Below are 17,294 nucleotides of genomic sequence, written 5' to 3' on the forward strand. Positions count from 1 at the left end.
GCCACCAGTCATGGTCGCGGGCTTTTCTCCTATGTGCGCGAGGCAGATCCCCGGCCTTCAGGCCTGGATGCCACGGCGCGGCGGGCGGGCGGCGCGGGCGAAGGCTTGTTCGGCGTGGGCCAGCAGGCGACTGTCCAGCGGGCGGAAACGGGGCGTTGAGGGGGACGCCATCAAGGCCTTCCAGTCGCTGTCCGAATGCGCGCTGGCGCCCAGGCCGCGGTTGAACAGCGTGAGCGCCACCGCCGGGCTCACGCCCAGTGCGTCGACAAGGTCGCGCAGGCGCTGGTTGTTGCCGGCATCGGGGCCGGCACTGGCGGCCTGCGCATCATTGGCAGACGGGTGGCTGCCCGGCAAGGCGGGGGCGGCGGACATCATCGACGGGCTCATGGGGCGCATGCTAACGACTGCCCCGCTGTCTTCGCCACCCCTCTTTTGAGGGGTTCCCAATGCGTCCAACGGCACGGTTCAACCGACCGGCGGCGCGTCCCGCAAGGTTTCGACCAGCGCACGCAGTCCGGCGGTGTACGAGCGCCAGCCCAGGCCCTGGATGGTGGCCTTGACAGCCGGAGAAATGATGGAATGCGCACGCCAGGCTTCGCGCGCAGCGATGTTGCTCATGTGGATTTCGAGGACGGGAAACGGCATGGCCTTGATCGCGTCGTGCAGCGGCACGCCGTGCTGCGTCAGGCCGGCCGGGTTCAGCAGCGCGCCTTGCGCGGTGTCGATGTGGGCATGCAGCTGGTCGATCAGCGCGCCTTCGTGGTTGGACTGGAAGATGGTCAGCTCGACGGCCAGCGACTTGGCGAGCGCTTCGAGGTGGCCGTTGATCTGCGCCAGCGTGGTGGTGCCGTAGATGTGCGGCTCGCGGCGGCCGAACAGGTTCAGGTTGGGGCCGTGGAGAACGAGGATCTTCATGGTGGACGGCGGATTCAGAGGTACTTCAATGGTGGAGGCGCGCCAGCTCTGAAACGTAGAGCCTGGTGATGGCCGGGTCGTAGCTGGCCATGAACTTCTCGGTCACCGGCCTGGCAATCTGCCGCATGCGGGCCTGCTCGGCCGCCGAGACTTCGTTGTATTGCATGCCCTTGGCCTGCAGCTCGCCCACTGCGCGCTGGGCCGCAGCGCGGCTGACCTGTCGCTGGTAGCCACGGGCCTCGTTGGCCGCGTCGTTCATGATCTTCTGCTCAGTCGGCGAGAGCTTGTCCCAGAACTTCTTGCTCACCAGCACGATGTTGGCGGCATACACATGGCGCGTGGCGCTGACGTACTTCTGCACCTCGAAGAACTTGTTCGACAGGATGACCGCAAACGGGTTCTCCTGGCCATCCACCGCGCGTGCCTCCAGCGCGCCGTACAGCTCGGCAAACGGCATCGGCACCGGGTTGGCCTTGAAGGCCTTGAAGGTGTCGAGGAAGACCGGGTTCGGGATGACACGCAGCTTCAGCCCGTCCAGGTCATCGGCCTTGGCGATGGGCCGCTTGCTGTTGGTCACGTTGCGAAAGCCCAGGTCCCAGTAGCCGAGCGCGACCAGGCCTTTTTCCGGCAGGCGGGCGATCAGCGCCTGGCCCAGCGGGCCGTCCAGCAGCGCGTCGGCCTGGGCGTAGTCCGCCACTGCAAACGGGAAATCCAGCAGGCCGAACTCGCGCACGATGCCGGCCAGCGAGGTGGTGGCCGGGGCCGACATCTCCTGGATGCCGCCCTGCAGCGCCGACTGCTGCTGCATCTCGTTGCCCAGCGTGGAGGCCGGGAACTCCTGCACCTTCAGCTTGCCGCCGCTCTTGGCTGCCACCAGCTCGCCAAAGCGCTTCACGCCGAAGCTCACCGGATGGTCGGCATTGTTCAGGTGGCCGAAGCGGATGGTGCGCTCCTGGATGTCCTGGGCGTTGGCGGCGGAAAGCACCGCGCACAACACGCCCGCCAGGGCGGCCAGGCCAATCCAGCGTGGCAGCAGACAGCAGGAAAAACGGCGGTCGAGCGTCATGGGCATCCCAGGCGAAGCACAGCAGATGGTGACATCTTCAGCAAATATGGAAAGACTTTCCATCATGGAATACGCGCACCGGATTGGCGATGGCCGCGGCGCTACAGTGGCGCCATGAGCGGTCCCCTCGAACGCAGCCTGAAGATCCTCGAACTGCTGTCCAGCCAGCCGGACGGGTTGGCCATCTCGGCCATTGCCACGTCGCTGGGCCTGCCGCTCAGCGCCACGCACCGCCTGCTCACCGAGTTGGGCCGCTGCGGTTATGTGCGGCAGCTGCGCGAACAAGGCGAGTACGTGTTGACCATCAAGCTGGTGTCGCTGGGGCTGGGCTACCTGAGCGCCACCGGCGTGGTGGATGTGGCCCAGTCTTCGCTCGACCGGCTGGCCGAGACCTGCGGCGAGCTGGTGCGGCTGGCGGTGGTCGACGGCGAGGACCTGACCTTCGTCGCCAAGGCCCAGGGCGCGCGGCGCGGCCTGCGCTACGACCCGGACATGGGCTCGTCGGTCCGGCTGTCCTGCAGTGCCGCCGGCCACGCCTGGCTCTCCACGCTGAGCGACGAGGACGGGCTTGCGCTGGTGGCGCGGCAGGGTTATGGCAAGCCGGCGGACTTCGGGCCACGCGCACCGACCACCGCGAAAGCCTTGATGGGCTTCGTGCGCAGCGCCCGCAAGCGCGGCTTCAGCAGCATCACCGAGGTCTTCGCGCCGTCGATGTCGGCCATGGCCGCACCGGTGCGCGCGCGCAGTGGCGAAGCCATTGGCGTGGTGACCATTGCCGGCCCGCTGGTGCGGCTGACCGAATACCGCATGGACCAGCTCAGCGAGCCACTGCTGCACTGCGCGCAGGAGATCGAGGCGGCCAGCGGTGCTTCGCCGCTTTTCCGTCGTCAGACCCGGACCGTCTGAAGCGCGGGTTTCTGCCGGGTGCGCCGGCCGCCGGCCGCAATTCGCGTCGCCGCCCGACATCTCGCGCCGCCTGGCGTCGTTTCGTCGCATCCGCGGTGCGAGGCAGGGCGAGCACTCCTGGAGCCCGCTCATTCGCTGACACGGGAGTCCCATGAAAGCACGGTTCACCGCCTGCACCGCGCAGCATGCCGGCAAGGTGCTGGCGATGTGGGAAGGCGGCTCGGCGTTTGCGCCCGGCCCCGACGACCTTTCGACGCCGGGCGCAGTGACTTGGCAAGAAAGCCCGGCGCAGCTGCCGTTCTCGGCGCATCCGAAACCTGCTGGACGCGCGCCACCTCGCCGAAGGACCCATCGCGCAGGCATCCATGGCAACTTCACGGCCGCCTAAGGAATGCAGCTGGCAACCATCGCAAGCGGCAGATTCGCACACCGTGCCGGACGGCGGACCGCACCCGCGAAGGTGCGCAAGTTACGATCGGGCTCCTCCCATTTCCCAAGGACCCAACGCATGGCCAAGAAGATCGACCGCAGCCGCATCGAAGCAGGACGCTTCGAATTGCCGAAGAAGCTGGCTTTCCTGGCGGAAGCCAAGGTGGACTACACCTCGATCTCGGAAGCGGAAGACGGTTGGCGCGTGGAGCTGCCGGCAACGGCTGTTGCAGCCCTGGCCAAGCTCAAGGCCAGCCTGAAGTCGCTGAAGGCCGACGGCAAGCAAGTCGCCACCGTGCATGCCGACGCACTGAGCGCCGTCACGGCCGCGCACGAAGTGACCCGCAAGGAACTCGCCTCGGCTCAGCGCAAGATCAAGGCGCTTGAGAAGAAGCTGTTGGCCTCGTCGGCGACGCCCGTCGCTGCGGCCAGCGCACCTGCCAAGGTGAGCGAGGCGGTGCCGGCCAAGCCTGCGAAGGTGCCGAAGAAGCTGGCTGCCAAGAAGGCCACCGTCGTGGCGCGGCCGGCACCGCTGGCAACCGCTGGTGCGATCTTGCCCACGGGTGATGCCCCGGTGGATGTGGCTGTGAAGCCCTGAGTGGACAGGACAACCGGTGCCAAGGCCGGTTGTCCGCCTGGAGCGGCTCGCCGGCCTTTGAAGACTTGGGCCGCCAGCGCTTCTCGCGCATGGCCGCTGTCCAGCGGCCCGCCCATCGGGCGACGCGCTTGCCGTATCAGACGTTCGCGGTGACCCGCTTGCCGACGATCACCACGACTTGCGCCGGTGCATCGAAGCGCGCGGCATTGGCCAGCGTGACTTCGTCGACCTGGCGATCCGCGATCTGCGACAGGGCCGCCAGCACGCTGAACGTCATCACCAGCGCCAGGCCCGCAAAACCCACCCGCTCAACGCCCCACTGGGTCGTGGCAGAGACGGCGCGAGCGGTGTTGAAAGTGGCGGTCATGGTGGGCTCCTGAGGTGCAAATCCGTTGTCGATGGATGCACTTTAGGAAACGGCACCCGTGGCTGCCAGCGCGCTGCGACGAGTGGCAGGTTTCACCGCGCGAATTGCAGCCGAGGCCGATGGAAAGCTCCTGCCGGGCACATCCGTCAGAATGGATTCAAGCCGAGCCAGGAAGGGAGTCGAGCATGAACATCACCCTCGCAAACTCCGACGTGTCGTCACAGTGCGAAGCCATCCTGCGCAGCCTGCCGGCTTGGTTCGGCATCGAGGAATCGCTGCTGGAATACGTGCGGGACACGGCCTTGCATCCGACCTGGGTGGCGCATGAAGCCGATGCGCCGGCATTCGGGTTCGTCACGCTGCGCGAGCACTTCCCGTCGTCATTCGAGGTGCACTGCCTGGCGGTGCAGGCGGACCGGCGCGGCGGCGGCTGCGGGCTGGCTTTGATGCAGACAGCCGAGGCCTGGGCGAAGGCACGGGGCGCGCGCTTCATGCAGGTCAAGACGATTGCGGCCGCGCACCCCAGCGAGGCGTATGCCGAGACGCGGGTGTTCTACGAGCGGGCCGGCTATCTGCCGCTGGAGGTGTTCCCTGACCTCTGGCACCCGCGCAACCCCTGCCTGCAACTGATCAAGGCGCTGTAGCGCGTCACTTCCTGCGTGCCACGATGAACAGCCGCGGGAAGGCCAGCAGGCGCTGGCCGTCGGCGCGCTGCGGGTAGGCCGCTTCGATGCGCGCCTGGTAGGCAGCCAGGAACTCGAGCTGCAGCGCCGGGCTCAAGGGCTCCAGGAAGGGCTTCAGGCCGGTCGCGCGCAGCCATTGCACGATGGCGGCGGCGTCGGCCATCGGGTGGTAATAGGTGGTGCGCCAGACGTCGACCTCGGCCCGGCGGGACAACAGGTCGTGGTATTGCTCGGCCGGCAGGATGCGGGCCCGCACCTGGCCGGCGTCGCCGATGTGGGCGGCAAAGCGTGGCTCGGCGGCGGTCTCGCGCATCGAGACGTGGCTGGGCTGGTCCAGGTTGTCGGGCATCTGGATGGCCAGCACGCCGCCGGGTGCCAGCAGCGACAGCAGGCGCGGCACCAACTGCTCGTGGCCGGGCAGCCACTGCAGCGAAGCGTTGGCGTACAACAGGTCCACCGGCGCGGCGGGCGACCAGCTCGCAATGTCGCCCTGCTCGAACTGCGCACCGGGCAGGCGCTCGCGGGCACTGGCCAGCATGGCCGGTGAGCTGTCCATGCCGATGACTTTCGCACCAGCGAAGCGCTGCACCAGCAGCTCGGTGGAGTTGCCCGGGCCGCAGCCCAGGTCGACCACGCTGCCTGCGGAGGCCAGCGGCACGCGGGCCAGCAATTCGGCCGCGGGCCGGGTGCGCTCTTCTTCAAAGCGGGTGTAAAGCGCGGGGTTCCAGTCGCTCATGGTGTCGCTCCTTCAGGGGCTTCACTCTACAGCGCTCCGCCATGCCCACGGGGTGGCTAGACTTGCTGCTGACCCATCTCGCCAAGGACCGCCGCCATGCTTCCCACCCGCTCCCTCGGCCCATTCCAGGTCAGCGCCATCGGCCTGGGCTGCATGAACCTCAGCCACGCCTACGGCCAGCCGCCAGCCTTCGCGCAAGCCGAGCAATTGCTGCTGCATGCGCTGGACAGCGGCGTGACGCTGTTCGACACCGCCGCGCTGTATGGCTTCGGCGCCAACGAAGAACTGGTGGGCAAAGTGCTGAGCCCGCACCGCAGCCGCTTCACGCTGTCCAGCAAGTGCGGCCTGCAGGGCGTGCCCGGTGAAGACGGCAAGCTCAAGCGCGTGCTGGACGGCCGCCCGGCCACGATCAAGGCCAGCTGCGAGGCCAGCCTGCGCCGCCTGCGCACCGACGTGATCGACCTGTTCTACCTGCACCGCTGGGACAAGAAAGTGCCGATCGAGGACTCGGTTGGCGCGATGGCCGAACTGGTGAAAGAAGGCAAGGTGCGCTGCCTGGGCCTCAGCGAAGTCTCGGCCGGCACGCTGCGGCGCGCGCATGCAGTGCACCCCATCACCGCCGTGCAGACCGAGTATTCGCTGTGGACCCGCAACCCCGAGATCGCGGTGCTGGATGCCTGTCGCGAACTGGGTACCTCATTCGTCGCCTTCAGCCCGCTCGCGCGTGGCTTCCTGCCCGGCGCCTTGACGGACGTGAGCGCCTTCGAAGCCGCCGACATCCGCCGTAGCATGCCGCGTTTCGCGCCCGAAGCCTACGCCGCGAACCTCACGCTGCTGCCCGCCTTGCAGGCCATTGCCGACGAAGCCGACTGCTCTCTGGCCCAGCTCGCGCTGGCCTGGCTGCTGCAGCGCGGCGAGCATGTCATTCCCATCCCCGGCACCACGCAGATCGCCCACCTGGATGAAGACCTGGGCGCCATCGGCGTGCAGCTCAGCGAACAGCAGATGGCGCGCCTGGACGAGATCATCAACGTGGCCAGCGTGCGGGGCGGGCGCTACAACGCCGGCTCGCAGGCCGAGGTGGACACTGAGACATTCACCGAGGCCGGATGAAGCTGCCGGCACGGCGGGGCCGGTAAAGTGCGTGCGCGGCCGTTTGGCGCCGCGGCAGTCCAGAAGGATCACGCATGAGCAGCAGCCTCACATTCAACGACCGCGTCGCCATCGTCACCGGCGCCGGTGGCGGCCTGGGCCGTTGCCATGCGCTGGCCCTGGCCGCGCGCGGTGCCAAGGTGGTGGTCAACGACCTGGGCAACGCGCAGCCGGTGGTCGACGAGATCATTGCCGCGGGTGGCCAGGCCATCGCCAACTCAGCTTCGGTCACCGACATGGCGGCCGTGCAGGCCATGGTGGACGAAGCACAGCAGACCTGGGGCCGTGTGGACATCCTGGTCAACAACGCCGGCATCCTGCGCGACAAGAGCTTCGCCAAGATGACGCTGGAAGATTTCCGCCTGGTGCTGGACGTGCACCTGATGGGCTCGGTGCACTGCTGCAAGGCCGTGTGGCCGCTGATGCAGGCGCAGCAGTACGGCCGCATCGCACTGACCACCTCCTCCAGTGGCCTCTACGGCAACTTCGGCCAGAGCAACTACGGCGCCGCGAAGATGGCACTGGTCGGCCTGATGCAGACCCTGTCCATCGAAGGCGCGAAGTTCGACATCCGCGTCAATTGCCTGGCCCCCACCGCCGCCACCCGCATGACCGAAGGCCTGATGCCCGCCGCGGTGCTCGAAGCCCTGAAACCCGAAGCCGTGACCCCCGCGCTGCTTTGGCTGATCAGCCAGGACGCCCCAAACCGCGCCATCGCCTGCGCCGGCGCCGGCACCTTCGAGGCCGCCCACATCACGCTCACCCAAGGCCTTCACCTGGGCATTGGCGACGACGTGCCGGAGCAACTCGCCGTGGCCTGGGCCGAAGTCAGCGAGCGCGACGGTGAACAGGTGCCGGGCAGCGGGGCGGCGCAGGGCATGAACGAAGTGGGCAAGGCGATGGCGGCGCAGCGGGGCGAGTGAACTTCGGCGACCGTCCGATTGATGGGCAGCCGCTGCGACTGCCGCAAGAACCGACCGGCGCGGGTCAGACGTAGCGCGGAATCGGCCCGTTCTGTGGCGTGGTGTTTTCGCCGAGATCGAGTACCAGCCGGTCCACATAGCACCAGCCCCAGCCTTCGGGCGGGTCGTAGCCTTCGATGATCGGGTGACCGGTGGCATGGAAGTGGGCGGTCGCATGGCGGTGCGGCGAATCGTCACAACAGCCGACGTGGCCGCAGTGCCGGCACAGGCGCAGATGCACCCATTCGCTGCCTGTCTTCAGGCAGTCTTCGCAGCCCAGTGCACTGGGAACCACCCGCAGGATGCCGGCGGTGTGGGAACAGACGGGTCTCATGTCGATGCCCTCGGGATGAACGGAGGATGGATGAACGATGGTGGTGCGGCGCGCTCAAGCCTCGTCGGGCGTCCAGTCCGGGCTGTAGCCGCCCAGCGTCGGGTGATACATCTCGTCGCCAGTGTGCTGCGTGAATTCGACGTTGAGCCGGTCCTCGCGCAGGCCGAGCTGTTCGATGCAGTGGGCACACAGCGCCTTGGCAAGCGCCATTCGCAACTCGGGTGATCGTCCCTGCCGGATGTCCAGCATCATCAGCGAGACGGGCACGGGTGGCGCGTCCGGGTCGGGCATGCGCCACAGCCCACCCTCGCCGAGTTCACGCACCGCGACGCTGATGCGCCGGATGTCCACCGACATCATCTCGGCGTAGGTGCGGCACATGCTTTCGGCAAGCCGCTGCTTGACGGCGGTCGGATAGTGATCGTTGACGTCCAGCTGAAGGTACGGCACGGCAGGCTCCTGGTTTCGGGTCAAGGGAAAACGGCGGCGTCAGCGCATCCGCTGCCTCGCCTGCCGCGCGGCATGCGCCCGCGGAATCCAGTACGCCAGCTGCGCCGCCGCTGCAAACGCAATGAGCCCCGTCGCGGCAATGCCCGCGCCCAGTGACAGCGTAGCCGCCAGGAAGGACAGCAGCGTCGGGCCGCAGGAGGCGCCGATGTCGGAGATCAGGCGCCAGACGCCGAGGAAGTGCGCGCGGCCGTTGCGGGGCGAATGATCGGCACCGAGGGTCATGACCATGCCGGAGCCGATGCCGTTGCCAAAGCCGATCAGCGAGGCGGCGAGCAGCAGCGTGGCGGCGCCGTGGGTGAAAGGCATCAGCAGCAGCGGGATGCCCATCGTGATCATCGAAGGCACGGCCACCCAGCGGCGGCCCTTCTGGTCCATGACCTTGCCGGCGGGATAGAACACCAGCATCTCGACGCCGCCGGCCACGCCGTAGATCAGCGCGGCGACCGAAGGCGCCAGGCCGATGTGATCGGCCCACAGCGGGATCACCGCCTGCCGCGTGGCCCGCACCGCGCTGACCAACAGCACTCCGACGCCCAGCGTGATGAACAGGCGGTGGTGGTCGCGCAGGATGGTTCGGAACGAAGGTTTGGCGGCCACGGGCGCGGCGGCATGCGGCTGCGTTTCCTCGCCGCTGGCCACCAAGTCCGGGATGCGCGCGGCCACGCCCGCGGCCACCGCAAGTGCTGCGATGCCGACGCTGTAGGCGCCCGTGAGCCCGAAATGATGGATGGCGACCGCCGCGATGAACGGGCCGATGAACAGGCCCACGCGCATCGCGCCGCCCAGCGTGGACATGGCACGCGCCCGGAACTCGGGCGGCACGGCTTCGGTCAGGTAGCTCTGGCGCGCCAGGCTGAAGACGGCCTGCGACATGCCGACCATGAAGCAGCCCAGCGCGAACAGGCCGAGGTGATCGGTCCCGGCCAACAGCGCCATTGCCAGCGCGCACCACACGGCCGCGGCGACGATGGCCCAGCGCTCGCCACGATGCAGCGTGATCAGCGAGGCCGGGATGTTGCTGACCATCGAGCCGATGCCGATCAGCGTGACCATCAACGCGGCCTGCGCGACCGAAGCGCCCAGGTCGCGCGCGCTCAGCGGGATGACCGGCAGGATCGCGCCTTCGCCGAGGCCAAACAGCATGGACGGGCCAAAGGCCGAGACAGCAATGCTGCGCAGGGAAAAGGGTTCAGGCGTGGAGGCAGTCGTCGAGGCCATGCGTCGTCATCAAGCCGGGCGGCGCCGATGCAGGCAGGCGCCTTGCGAACGATTGTCGGCAGATGGCGCCCCGCCCGCTCGGCAGGCTGCGGTTCCCGAGCCGCGGGCATGGCTGATCACCGCAGCGTCATTCCGGCTCGATGCCCGCGGCCTTGATGACCTTGCCCCACTTCAGCGACTCGCTGGCCTGGAAGCGGCCAAGCTCTTCTGGCGTGCAGGTCCAGGCCGTCGTGCCGGTGCTGTCGTTGAAGCTCTTGACGCCCGCGCTGCGGGTGGCGTTGAGCAGCAACTCGTGCACCCGCGCGACGATGGCCGGCGGGGTATGCGCCGGCAGGTAGGCGGCGAACCAGTAGCTCATGTCGTAGCCCTTCACGCCCGCTTCGTCCAGCGTGGGCACGTCGGCCAGCAGCGCGATGCGCTGGGTGGTGGACACGCCCAGCGCGCGCAGCTTGCCGCCCTTGATCTGCGGCACGCCGGTGGCCGTGTCGGGGATCATGAAGTCGACCTGCCCGCCGATCAGGTCGGTCAGCGCATTCGGGTTGCTCTTGTAGGGCACGTGCAGGATGTCGGTGCCGGTGAGCTGCTTGAACATCTCGCCGGCCACGCGGCTGGAGGCGCTGCCACTGGCAAAGCTCAGCTTGCCGGGCTGCTTGCGCGCGGCAGCCACCAGCTCGGCGGCGGTCTTGTACGGCGAATCGCTGCGCACCACCAGCACCTGCCCGCCCTTGGCCAGGCCGGTGACCGGCGCAAAGTCCTTCACCGGGTCGTAGGCCAGCTTCTTGAACAAATGCTCGTTGGCCGCCTGCGTGGTGTTGGTGGCAATCAGCACGGTGTAGCCGTCTGCCGGTGCACGGGCCACGCTTTGCGCGGCCAGCATGCCGCTGGCACCGGCCTTGTTGTCGACCACCACGGGCTGCTTGGTCTGCTCGCTGACGGCGCCGCCCAGCGCGCGGGCCAGCTGGTCGGTGGCGCTGCCGGCGGCAAAGGGCACGACAAAGGTGATGGGCCGCTCGGGGAAGCCCGACTGGGCGGCGCTGAGCACCGGCAGCGCGGCGGTCAACAAGGCGGCGAGCAGCTGGCGGCGCAGTCGAGTCGGCTGTGAAAAGAAAGCCATGGGGTGTCTCCTGTTGGTCTTGGAAATGCGAACGGGTCAGCGAAATCAGGGTGCCGGGATTTTGAGCGCCAGCAAGGCCGAGCTGAGCGACTTGCCGTGCGCGTCCAGCGCCAGCGAACGGGTCACGCCACCGCCCAGCGCACCTTCGAGCACGAAGTTCAGCGCGCCGATCTGCGGCAGCTCGTGGCGCCGCACCTCGCCGCGCACCAGGCCGGCGAAATGCGCCTTCACGGCCTCGGCGCTGACGTGGCGGCGCAGGTGCTCAAAGTGTGCCGCGTCAAAGGCAATCAGCGAGATGTTGGACGTGTCGCCTTTGTCGCCGGTGCGCGAGTGGGCGAGCGTGCGCAGCGCAATGGTGGGAACCGGCATCACGCCTCCATCAGGTGGACTTGCGGCGAGACCGCGGACTCGGGCAGCAGCACCGACTGCACCGCGACGATCTCGCGCGCCGACTTGCTGGCCCCGCCGCCGCCGGCCGGGCCGTTGGTGTACAGCGTCTCGACCTCGTTGCCCACGCGCACCGCTTCGGCCAGCGTGCCGGTGCGCGCGGCCACGCGAAGCCGCACTTCGTAAGGCTCGGCGGACGGCGCCGGCGAGGCCGCGCCATGCAGCGCATTGACGCCGATCAGCTCGCAGCGCAGCTCGCGCACCGCGACGCCCGTCAGCGCCAGTCGTTCTTCGACGATGGCCTGCGCCAACTGCGCTCGGGCCAAGGCGCCGGGGCCGGCATAGGCGATCTGGCCCTCGCCGACAAAGCCGTCGCGGTAGCCGACCGAGACCTTCAGCAGCCCGCTGCGCGGCGCGCCGCGGCCACCGCTCACGCGCACGCGGTTGGGCGCGATCTGCTGCACCGTCACCGCGGAGAAGTCCGCCACCACGTCAGGCTGCAGGTAGCGCGCCGGGTCGTGAATCTCATAGAGCAGCTGTTCCTTGCAGGTCGCTTCGGTCACGCAGCCGCCGGCCGAAACCAGCTTGGTGACGACCAGGCTGCCGTCTTCGCTGACCTCGCCAATGGGGAAGCCCAGGCGCGCCAGGCCCGGCACGTCCTTGAAGCCAGGGTCGGCGAAATAGCCGCCGGTGACCTGGCCGGCGCATTCCAGCAGGTGGCCCACCACCGTGCCCTGGCCCAGGCGCTGCCAGTCGCCCCAGGCCCAGCCGAATTCGTGCACCAGCGGCGCGAGAAACAGCGCCGGATCGGCCGCGCGGCCGGTGATGACCAGCTGCGCGCCCTGGGCCAGCGCCTGCACCATCGGCGCGGCGCCCAGGTAGGCGTTGGCCGACAGCACGCGCTCGCCCAGCGAGGCCACGGTGTCGCCGCTTTCCAGCAGGCGGTGCTCGCCGGCCTGGACCGCGGCCAGCACGTCGTCGCCCGTCACCGCGGCGATCTTGAAGCCTTGCAGGCCCAGCTCGGCGGCAATCGCCATCGCGCAGAGTGCGGCGCCCAGCGGATTAGCCGCGCCCATGTTGGTCAGGATGCGGATGCCGCGTGCCGCGCAGTGCGGCAGCACTGCGCGCAGCCGCGCGGCCAGCAGCGGGTCAAAGCCCGCTTCCGGGTCGCGCAACCGCGCCTGCTGGGCCAGCGCAATGGTGCGCTCGGCCAGGCATTCAAAGACCAGGTAATCGATGTCGCCCTGCTGCGCCAGCTCGACCGCCGGCTCAATGCGGTCGCCCGAGTAACCCGCGCCCACGCCCAGGCGGACGATGCGGGGCTTGGAAGGCGCGGCGGTGGCAGTCATGGAAGCGAAGCCTAGGCCCGCGGCAGCGATTCAACAATTGAAATGATTGGATTGCAGCCATAAGCTATCGGCATGGACCTCAATTTCCGCCAGATTCGCGCGTTTGTCAGCGTGGCCCAGCTCGGCAGTTTCACGCGCGCCGCCACCGCGCTGCACTTGTCGCAGCCGGCGCTGACGGTGCAGATCCGCAAGCTGGAAGACGCGCTGCAGAGCCGGCTGCTGGACCGCAACAGCCGCTCGGTCGCCCTCACCCGCACCGGGCGGGAACTGCTGCCGCTGCTGCAGCGCATGCTGCAGGACATGGACGCGGTGGTGGCCGACACGCGGGAGGCCAGCGCCGGCCGCCGCGGCACGGTGCGCATTGCCGCACTGCCCTCGTTTGCCGCCAGCCTGCTGCCCGACGTGATCCTGGCCTGCCGCGCCGCGCAGCCCGGCATTGCCTTCGTGGTGCGGGACGCCGTGGCCAGCCAGGTGATGCAGCTGGTGCGCGACGAACAGGTCGACCTGGGCCTGACCGGCGGCGCGGTGGACGCCGCCGAGTTCGACACGCTGCACCAGTGGGCCGACCGGCTGTGCCTGGTCTGCCCGGCGGACCATCCATTGGCCGCCCGGCGCCAACTGCGGCTCACGCATTTCGCCGACCAGCCGCTGGTGTTGACGGACCCGTCCACCAGCGTGCGCGCATTGGTGGACGCGGCCTTCCGCCAGCTCGGCCGCCAAGCCATCGTCGCCTGCGAAACCACCTACATGATGACGGCAGTCGCCATGGTGCGCGCCGGGCTGGGGCTGACCCTGCTCCCGGGCGCTGCGCGTGAGCTGCGTGCCGAACCGGGCCTGGTCGCCAGGCCGATTGCCGACGCGGCCTTTGTGCGCACGGTCAGCCTGATCAAGCGCCGCGGCCGCACGCTGCCGGCCGCAGGACAGGATTTCCTGGCGGCCAGCATCGCGGCCACCCGCAAAGCCTAGGCAGGCTTGGTTTCGAGCAGCTTGACCAAGGTGTGCAGCACGCGGTTCACCGGCGTGGGCACGCCGCGCGCGGCGCCGCGGCGCACCACCAGGCCGTTGAGGTGGTCGATCTCGCTGGGCTTGCCGCGCATCAGGTCCTGCGCGGTGGAAGAGAACTGCTTGGGCATGGTCTCGGCGATGCGGCGCACGGCGGCCGGCACATCGCCAGGCACACGCACACCTTCGGCGTCCGCCACCGCCAGGCATTCGGCCACCACGTCGCGCATCACGTCGGCCACGCCCGCGGCCTGCGCCAGCACGCCATAGGGCTGGCGGCTGATGGCGGACATCGCGTTGTAGGCGCAGTTCAGGATCAGCTTGGCCCACAGCGCGCCCACCACGTCGGGCGACACCTCCGTCGGCACGCCCGCGGCAATCAGCGTCTGCGCCACCGCTTCGCTGCTGACTGCCGCCGTGTTAGCCGGCGCTATCACCAGCTCGCCGCGCCCGTGGTGCTTCACATGCCCCGGCCCGGCCATCTCGGTGGCCACGTAAACCACCGCCGCGGCCACCGCCTGCGGCAGGCGTGTGCGCAGCCGCTCGGCGTTGTCCACGCCGTTCTGCAGCGTGAGCAGCAAGGCACCCGGCGCCAGGTGCGGCCGCAGCAGGTCACCCGCGCTTTCGGTGTCGGGCGACTTGACGCAGAACAGCACCAGCTCGGCCCCGGCCACCGCCGCCGGGTCGCTGCTGGCGGCCAGGCGAATCTGTTCGTCGAAGCCCTGCGCCTCCAGCCGCAAGCCGTCCCGCTCAATGGCCGCCACATGCGCCGGTCGGGCGATCAGCACCACCTCGTGCCCGGCACGCGCCAGCATGCCGCCGTAGTAGCAGCCCACCGCGCCCGCGCCCATCACTGCGATCTTCATGCGTTGTCTCCTGCTCGGCACATTGGACTATCGACAATTATCTTGAAAAAGATATATTATCTACCACAAGATAATTTCGGATAATCGCATGCTTGCCTTCCCTCGCCAAGCGCTGGCACAGGAGCTGGTGACGGCCCTTCAAGGCCTCAGCCTGCTGGGCGACGCGCACAACGGATTGTTCCTTGCCGCGCCCAGGCGAACTGGCAAGTCTACTTTCCTGCAAGGTGATCTTCGCCCCGCCTTGGAAGCGGCCGGTGTGGTGGTCGTGTACGTGGACCTGTGGGCCGACGCACGGCGTGACCCGGGCGCACTGATCGCCGAGGCGATTGCCAGGGCACTGCAGCCGCAGCTCGGGCTAGTCGCCCGCACGGCCAAGAAAGCAGGGCTGGACAAGGTCAGCCTGGGCGGCTGGCTGCAGGTGGACACCAGCAAGATCGGCAAGGTTGACGGCCTGACGCTGGTCGACGCACTTCGAGCGCTGCACGAGACCGCCGCCAAGCCTGTAGCGCTGATCGTCGATGAAGCGCAACACGCGCTGACCAGCGAGGCGGGCGAGGCCGCCATGACGGCGCTGAAATCGGCCCGTGACCAGCTGAACCAACCCGGCCAAGTGAACCTGATGCTGGTCATGTCTGGCTCGGACCGCGACAAGCTCCTGCGCCTGGTCAATACCAGCGGTGCCCCCTTTTACGGCTCGCAGGTGCAGCGCATGCCGCCGCTGGGGCCGGACTTCATCGCTCACCTCACCGGATTGATCGAGGCGCAGCGGCCCACCCTGGCGCCGGTGGACACCGCAACGCTACAGCAGGCCTTCGAGGCTTTCGGCCACCGGCCCCAGTTCTTCATGACCGCCCTCGGCCAGGTGCTGAGTCCCCTGGCAAGCCTCAGTGGCCGCTTCGAGCCTGCGCTGCTTCAGGCGGCACAACAGCAGCAGGCGCAGGATGAAGCACAGATGGAATCCGACTACCTCGGACTGAAACCCAGCGAACAGGCGGTTCTTTGGCGCATGCTCGCTCAGGGCACGCGCTTCCGGCCGTATGACGCAGAGGCCTTGCGCTTTTACCGCGACAAGACCGGCAAGCCGGTCAGCGTGGCCCAGGCGCAGAAGGCGCTGGAGGCGTTGCGCCAGCGAATGCCCGCGCTGGCCTGGAAATCGGCGCGCGGCGAATACGCGCTTGAAGATGCGGCCATGCACCGCTGGTACGAATCGCGCGTGGCGGCGGGCACCTGGCCCCCCGCCCCGCCCCAGGGGCTGCTGCCTCTCGAAGACGATTGACCGCGCGCAGCACTCAGCGCGGCTTCAACTCCAGCCGCTTGATCTCCGGCACGATGACCAGGTACGCGACGACGGTGACCAGGGCGTTCAGGCCGACGAAGACCAGCGCGCCGTTGAACGAGCCGGTGTGGGCCAGGATGTAGCCGATGACGATGGGCGTGACGATGCCGGCGGCATTGCCGAACATGTTGAACACGCTGCCGGCCAGGCCGATGATTTCCTTCGGCGCGGTGTCAGAGACCACCGCCCAACCCAGCGCGCCAATGCCCTTGCCGAAGAAGGCCAGCGCCATCAGGCCGACGACCAGCCACTCGTTGTCCACGTAGTTGCAGAAGATCATCGTGACCGACAGCAGCATGCCCAGCACGATGGGCGTCTTGCGGGCCACGGTGAGGCTGGCGCCCCGCTTGATCAGCCGGTCCGAGATCACGCCGCCCAGCACGCCGCCGAGGAAGCCGCACAGCGCCGGCAGCGAGGCCATGAAGCCGGCCTTCAGGATGGACATGTGGCGCTGCTGCACCAGGTAGACCGGGAACCAGGTCAGGAAGAAGTAGGTCAGCACGTTGATCGAGAACTGGCCCAGGTAGATGCCCAGCATCATGCGGCTGCGCATCAGCTGGCCCAGGTTGGCCCAGGTGCGGCCGTCGCGCACGATGCCCGAGGGCATGGCCTGCGGCTCCAGGTTCAGCAGGCCGCCGCCCTTGGCGATGTACTCGCGCTCGGCCTTGTTGGCGCGCGGGTGGTCGGCGGGGTTGTGCACCACCTTGAGCCAGACGCCGGCCAGCACAAAGCCGATCACGCCCATCCACAGGTAGACGTGGTGCCAGCCCATCCACTGGGTCAGCCCGGCCATCAGCGGCGTGAAGACCACCGCGGCGAAGTACTGCGCCGAGTTGAAGATGGCCGAAGCGGTGCCGCGCTCTGCAGTGGGGAACCAGCTGGCACTCAGCTTGGCATTCGCCGGGAAGGCCGGCGACTCGGACAGGCCGACGCAAAAGCGCAGCGCGAACAGCAGGGTGACCGCGCCAAACACGCCAGCCAGCGCACCGGTGAAGGCCTGCAGCAACGTGAACAGCGACCACAGCACGATGCTGACCGCGTAGATCTTGCGCGCGCCGTAGCGGTCCAGCAGCCAGCCCCCGGGCAGCTGCGCGGCCACGTAGGCCCAGCTGAAGGCCGAGAAGATGAAGCCCAGCTGCACCGAGTCGAAGCCGAATTCGGCCTTCATCGCCGGGCCGGTGATGGACAACGTGGCCCGGTCGGCGTAGTTCACCGTGGTGACGATGAACAACATCGCCAGGATCAGGTAGCGGACCCGGGTGGGACGCGCGGCGGCCGAAGCTGCGCCGGCCACAGAGGGCGCGGCGAATGTGCTGTGTGTGCTCATGGAAACCTGAAGCTGAAGGGCAGGCGCGGCTCGGGCC

The 17,294-nt window shown here is 68.5% G+C and carries 21 protein-coding genes; 8 read left to right on the forward strand and 13 right to left on the reverse strand.

Translation table 11 applies throughout. The features are described from left to right. Window positions 1-57: 57 nt before the first annotated feature. From ACAH41_RS20965 to ACAH41_RS20975, 3 genes are all read right to left on the reverse strand, one after another. On the reverse strand, window positions 58-375 hold the full coding sequence (locus ACAH41_RS20965) for a hypothetical protein (RefSeq protein WP_370538449.1): 318 nt from the start codon (window positions 373-375) through the stop codon (window positions 58-60). A gap of 90 nt (window positions 376-465) precedes the next feature. Continuing rightward, window positions 466-915: a type II 3-dehydroquinate dehydratase gene (locus ACAH41_RS20970; protein WP_325654326.1), complete on the reverse strand. Its 450-nt coding sequence runs from the start codon at window positions 913-915 to the stop codon at window positions 466-468. A gap of 25 nt (window positions 916-940) precedes the next feature. Next, on the reverse strand, window positions 941-1,981 hold the full coding sequence (locus ACAH41_RS20975; RefSeq protein WP_325654328.1) for a TRAP transporter substrate-binding protein: 1,041 nt from the start codon (window positions 1,979-1,981) through the stop codon (window positions 941-943). A 114-nt stretch (window positions 1,982-2,095) separates the two neighbouring features. Here ACAH41_RS20975 and ACAH41_RS20980 point away from each other — a divergent pair, with 114 nt between their 5' ends. The 3 genes from ACAH41_RS20980 (at window position 2,096) to ACAH41_RS20990 (ending at window position 3,914) form a co-directional block, all read left to right on the forward strand. Further along, entirely contained in the window at window positions 2,096-2,887 is a 792-nt protein-coding gene (locus tag ACAH41_RS20980; protein ID WP_325654330.1) for an IclR family transcriptional regulator, read from the forward strand. A 151-nt stretch (window positions 2,888-3,038) separates the two neighbouring features. Continuing rightward, window positions 3,039-3,275 carry a hypothetical protein gene (locus ACAH41_RS20985; protein ID WP_325654332.1) on the forward strand — a complete coding sequence of 79 codons (237 nt, stop codon included), beginning with the start codon at window positions 3,039-3,041 and terminating at the stop codon, window positions 3,273-3,275. A gap of 120 nt (window positions 3,276-3,395) precedes the next feature. Continuing rightward, window positions 3,396-3,914, forward strand: a complete 519-nt coding sequence (locus ACAH41_RS20990; RefSeq protein WP_325654333.1) for a hypothetical protein — start codon at window positions 3,396-3,398, stop codon at window positions 3,912-3,914. A 136-nt stretch (window positions 3,915-4,050) separates the two neighbouring features. Here ACAH41_RS20990 and ACAH41_RS20995 read toward each other — a convergent pair whose 3' ends face one another. Then, window positions 4,051-4,281, reverse strand: coding sequence for a hypothetical protein (locus ACAH41_RS20995; RefSeq protein ID WP_325654335.1), 231 nt, complete (start codon window positions 4,279-4,281; stop codon window positions 4,051-4,053). A 185-nt stretch (window positions 4,282-4,466) separates the two neighbouring features. Here ACAH41_RS20995 and ACAH41_RS21000 point away from each other — a divergent pair, with 185 nt between their 5' ends. Beyond that, window positions 4,467-4,925: a GNAT family N-acetyltransferase gene (locus ACAH41_RS21000; protein ID WP_325654337.1), complete on the forward strand. Its 459-nt coding sequence runs from the start codon at window positions 4,467-4,469 to the stop codon at window positions 4,923-4,925. A 4-nt stretch (window positions 4,926-4,929) separates the two neighbouring features. On the opposite strand, the gene tam is transcribed toward ACAH41_RS21000, so the two are convergent. Beyond that, the gene (gene tam, locus ACAH41_RS21005) at window positions 4,930-5,700 is read right to left on the reverse strand and encodes a trans-aconitate 2-methyltransferase (protein ID WP_325654339.1); all 771 of its coding nucleotides are present in this window, start codon (window positions 5,698-5,700) and stop codon (window positions 4,930-4,932) included. Between the two features lie 96 nt (window positions 5,701-5,796). Here tam and ACAH41_RS21010 point away from each other — a divergent pair, with 96 nt between their 5' ends. Continuing rightward, window positions 5,797-6,813 carry an aldo/keto reductase gene (locus ACAH41_RS21010; RefSeq protein WP_325654341.1) on the forward strand — a complete coding sequence of 339 codons (1,017 nt, stop codon included), beginning with the start codon at window positions 5,797-5,799 and terminating at the stop codon, window positions 6,811-6,813. A gap of 74 nt (window positions 6,814-6,887) precedes the next feature. Beyond that, window positions 6,888-7,775, forward strand: a complete 888-nt coding sequence (locus ACAH41_RS21015; RefSeq protein WP_325654343.1) for an SDR family NAD(P)-dependent oxidoreductase — start codon at window positions 6,888-6,890, stop codon at window positions 7,773-7,775. 64 nt (window positions 7,776-7,839) lie between these two features. Here ACAH41_RS21015 and ACAH41_RS21020 read toward each other — a convergent pair whose 3' ends face one another. From ACAH41_RS21020 to ACAH41_RS21045, 6 genes are all read right to left on the reverse strand, one after another. Continuing rightward, window positions 7,840-8,148, reverse strand: coding sequence for a UBP-type zinc finger domain-containing protein (locus ACAH41_RS21020; RefSeq protein WP_141286022.1), 309 nt, complete (start codon window positions 8,146-8,148; stop codon window positions 7,840-7,842). Between the two features lie 54 nt (window positions 8,149-8,202). Continuing rightward, window positions 8,203-8,598, reverse strand: a complete 396-nt coding sequence (locus tag ACAH41_RS21025; RefSeq protein ID WP_325654347.1) for a tautomerase — start codon at window positions 8,596-8,598, stop codon at window positions 8,203-8,205. Window positions 8,599-8,637: 39 nt separating this feature from the next. Further along, window positions 8,638-9,876: an MFS transporter gene (locus tag ACAH41_RS21030; RefSeq protein ID WP_325654349.1), complete on the reverse strand. Its 1,239-nt coding sequence runs from the start codon at window positions 9,874-9,876 to the stop codon at window positions 8,638-8,640. A gap of 127 nt (window positions 9,877-10,003) precedes the next feature. Beyond that, a complete protein-coding gene (locus ACAH41_RS21035; RefSeq protein ID WP_325654351.1) occupies window positions 10,004-10,990 on the reverse strand; it encodes a tripartite tricarboxylate transporter substrate binding protein in 987 nt (328 codons plus the stop codon). 45 nt (window positions 10,991-11,035) lie between these two features. Then, on the reverse strand, window positions 11,036-11,344 hold the full coding sequence (locus tag ACAH41_RS21040; protein WP_325654395.1) for a hypothetical protein: 309 nt from the start codon (window positions 11,342-11,344) through the stop codon (window positions 11,036-11,038). 14 nt (window positions 11,345-11,358) lie between these two features. After that, window positions 11,359-12,726 (reverse strand): acyclic terpene utilization AtuA family protein, encoded by a 1,368-nt coding sequence (locus ACAH41_RS21045; protein WP_325654353.1) that lies wholly within the window; start codon window positions 12,724-12,726, stop codon window positions 11,359-11,361. Window positions 12,727-12,798: 72 nt separating this feature from the next. Here ACAH41_RS21045 and ACAH41_RS21050 point away from each other — a divergent pair, with 72 nt between their 5' ends. Further along, window positions 12,799-13,692, forward strand: a complete 894-nt coding sequence (locus ACAH41_RS21050) for a LysR family transcriptional regulator (RefSeq protein WP_325654355.1) — start codon at window positions 12,799-12,801, stop codon at window positions 13,690-13,692. On the opposite strand, the gene ACAH41_RS21055 is transcribed toward ACAH41_RS21050, so the two are convergent. Then, a complete protein-coding gene (locus ACAH41_RS21055; protein WP_325654356.1) occupies window positions 13,689-14,594 on the reverse strand; it encodes a 2-dehydropantoate 2-reductase in 906 nt (301 codons plus the stop codon). The genes ACAH41_RS21050 and ACAH41_RS21055 overlap by 4 nt on opposite strands. Window positions 14,595-14,682: 88 nt before the next feature. Here ACAH41_RS21055 and ACAH41_RS21060 point away from each other — a divergent pair, with 88 nt between their 5' ends. Further along, entirely contained in the window at window positions 14,683-15,870 is a 1,188-nt protein-coding gene (locus ACAH41_RS21060) for an ATP-binding protein (RefSeq protein WP_325654357.1), read from the forward strand. Between the two features lie 13 nt (window positions 15,871-15,883). Here ACAH41_RS21060 and ACAH41_RS21065 read toward each other — a convergent pair whose 3' ends face one another. Continuing rightward, window positions 15,884-17,257, reverse strand: coding sequence for an MFS transporter (locus ACAH41_RS21065; RefSeq protein WP_325654359.1), 1,374 nt, complete (start codon window positions 17,255-17,257; stop codon window positions 15,884-15,886). Between the last annotated feature and the right edge of the window lie 37 nt (window positions 17,258-17,294).

This window comes from Ideonella sp. (assembly GCF_041287625.1).
In the GTDB taxonomy this organism is placed as follows: Bacteria; Pseudomonadota; Gammaproteobacteria; order Burkholderiales; family Burkholderiaceae_C; genus Ideonella.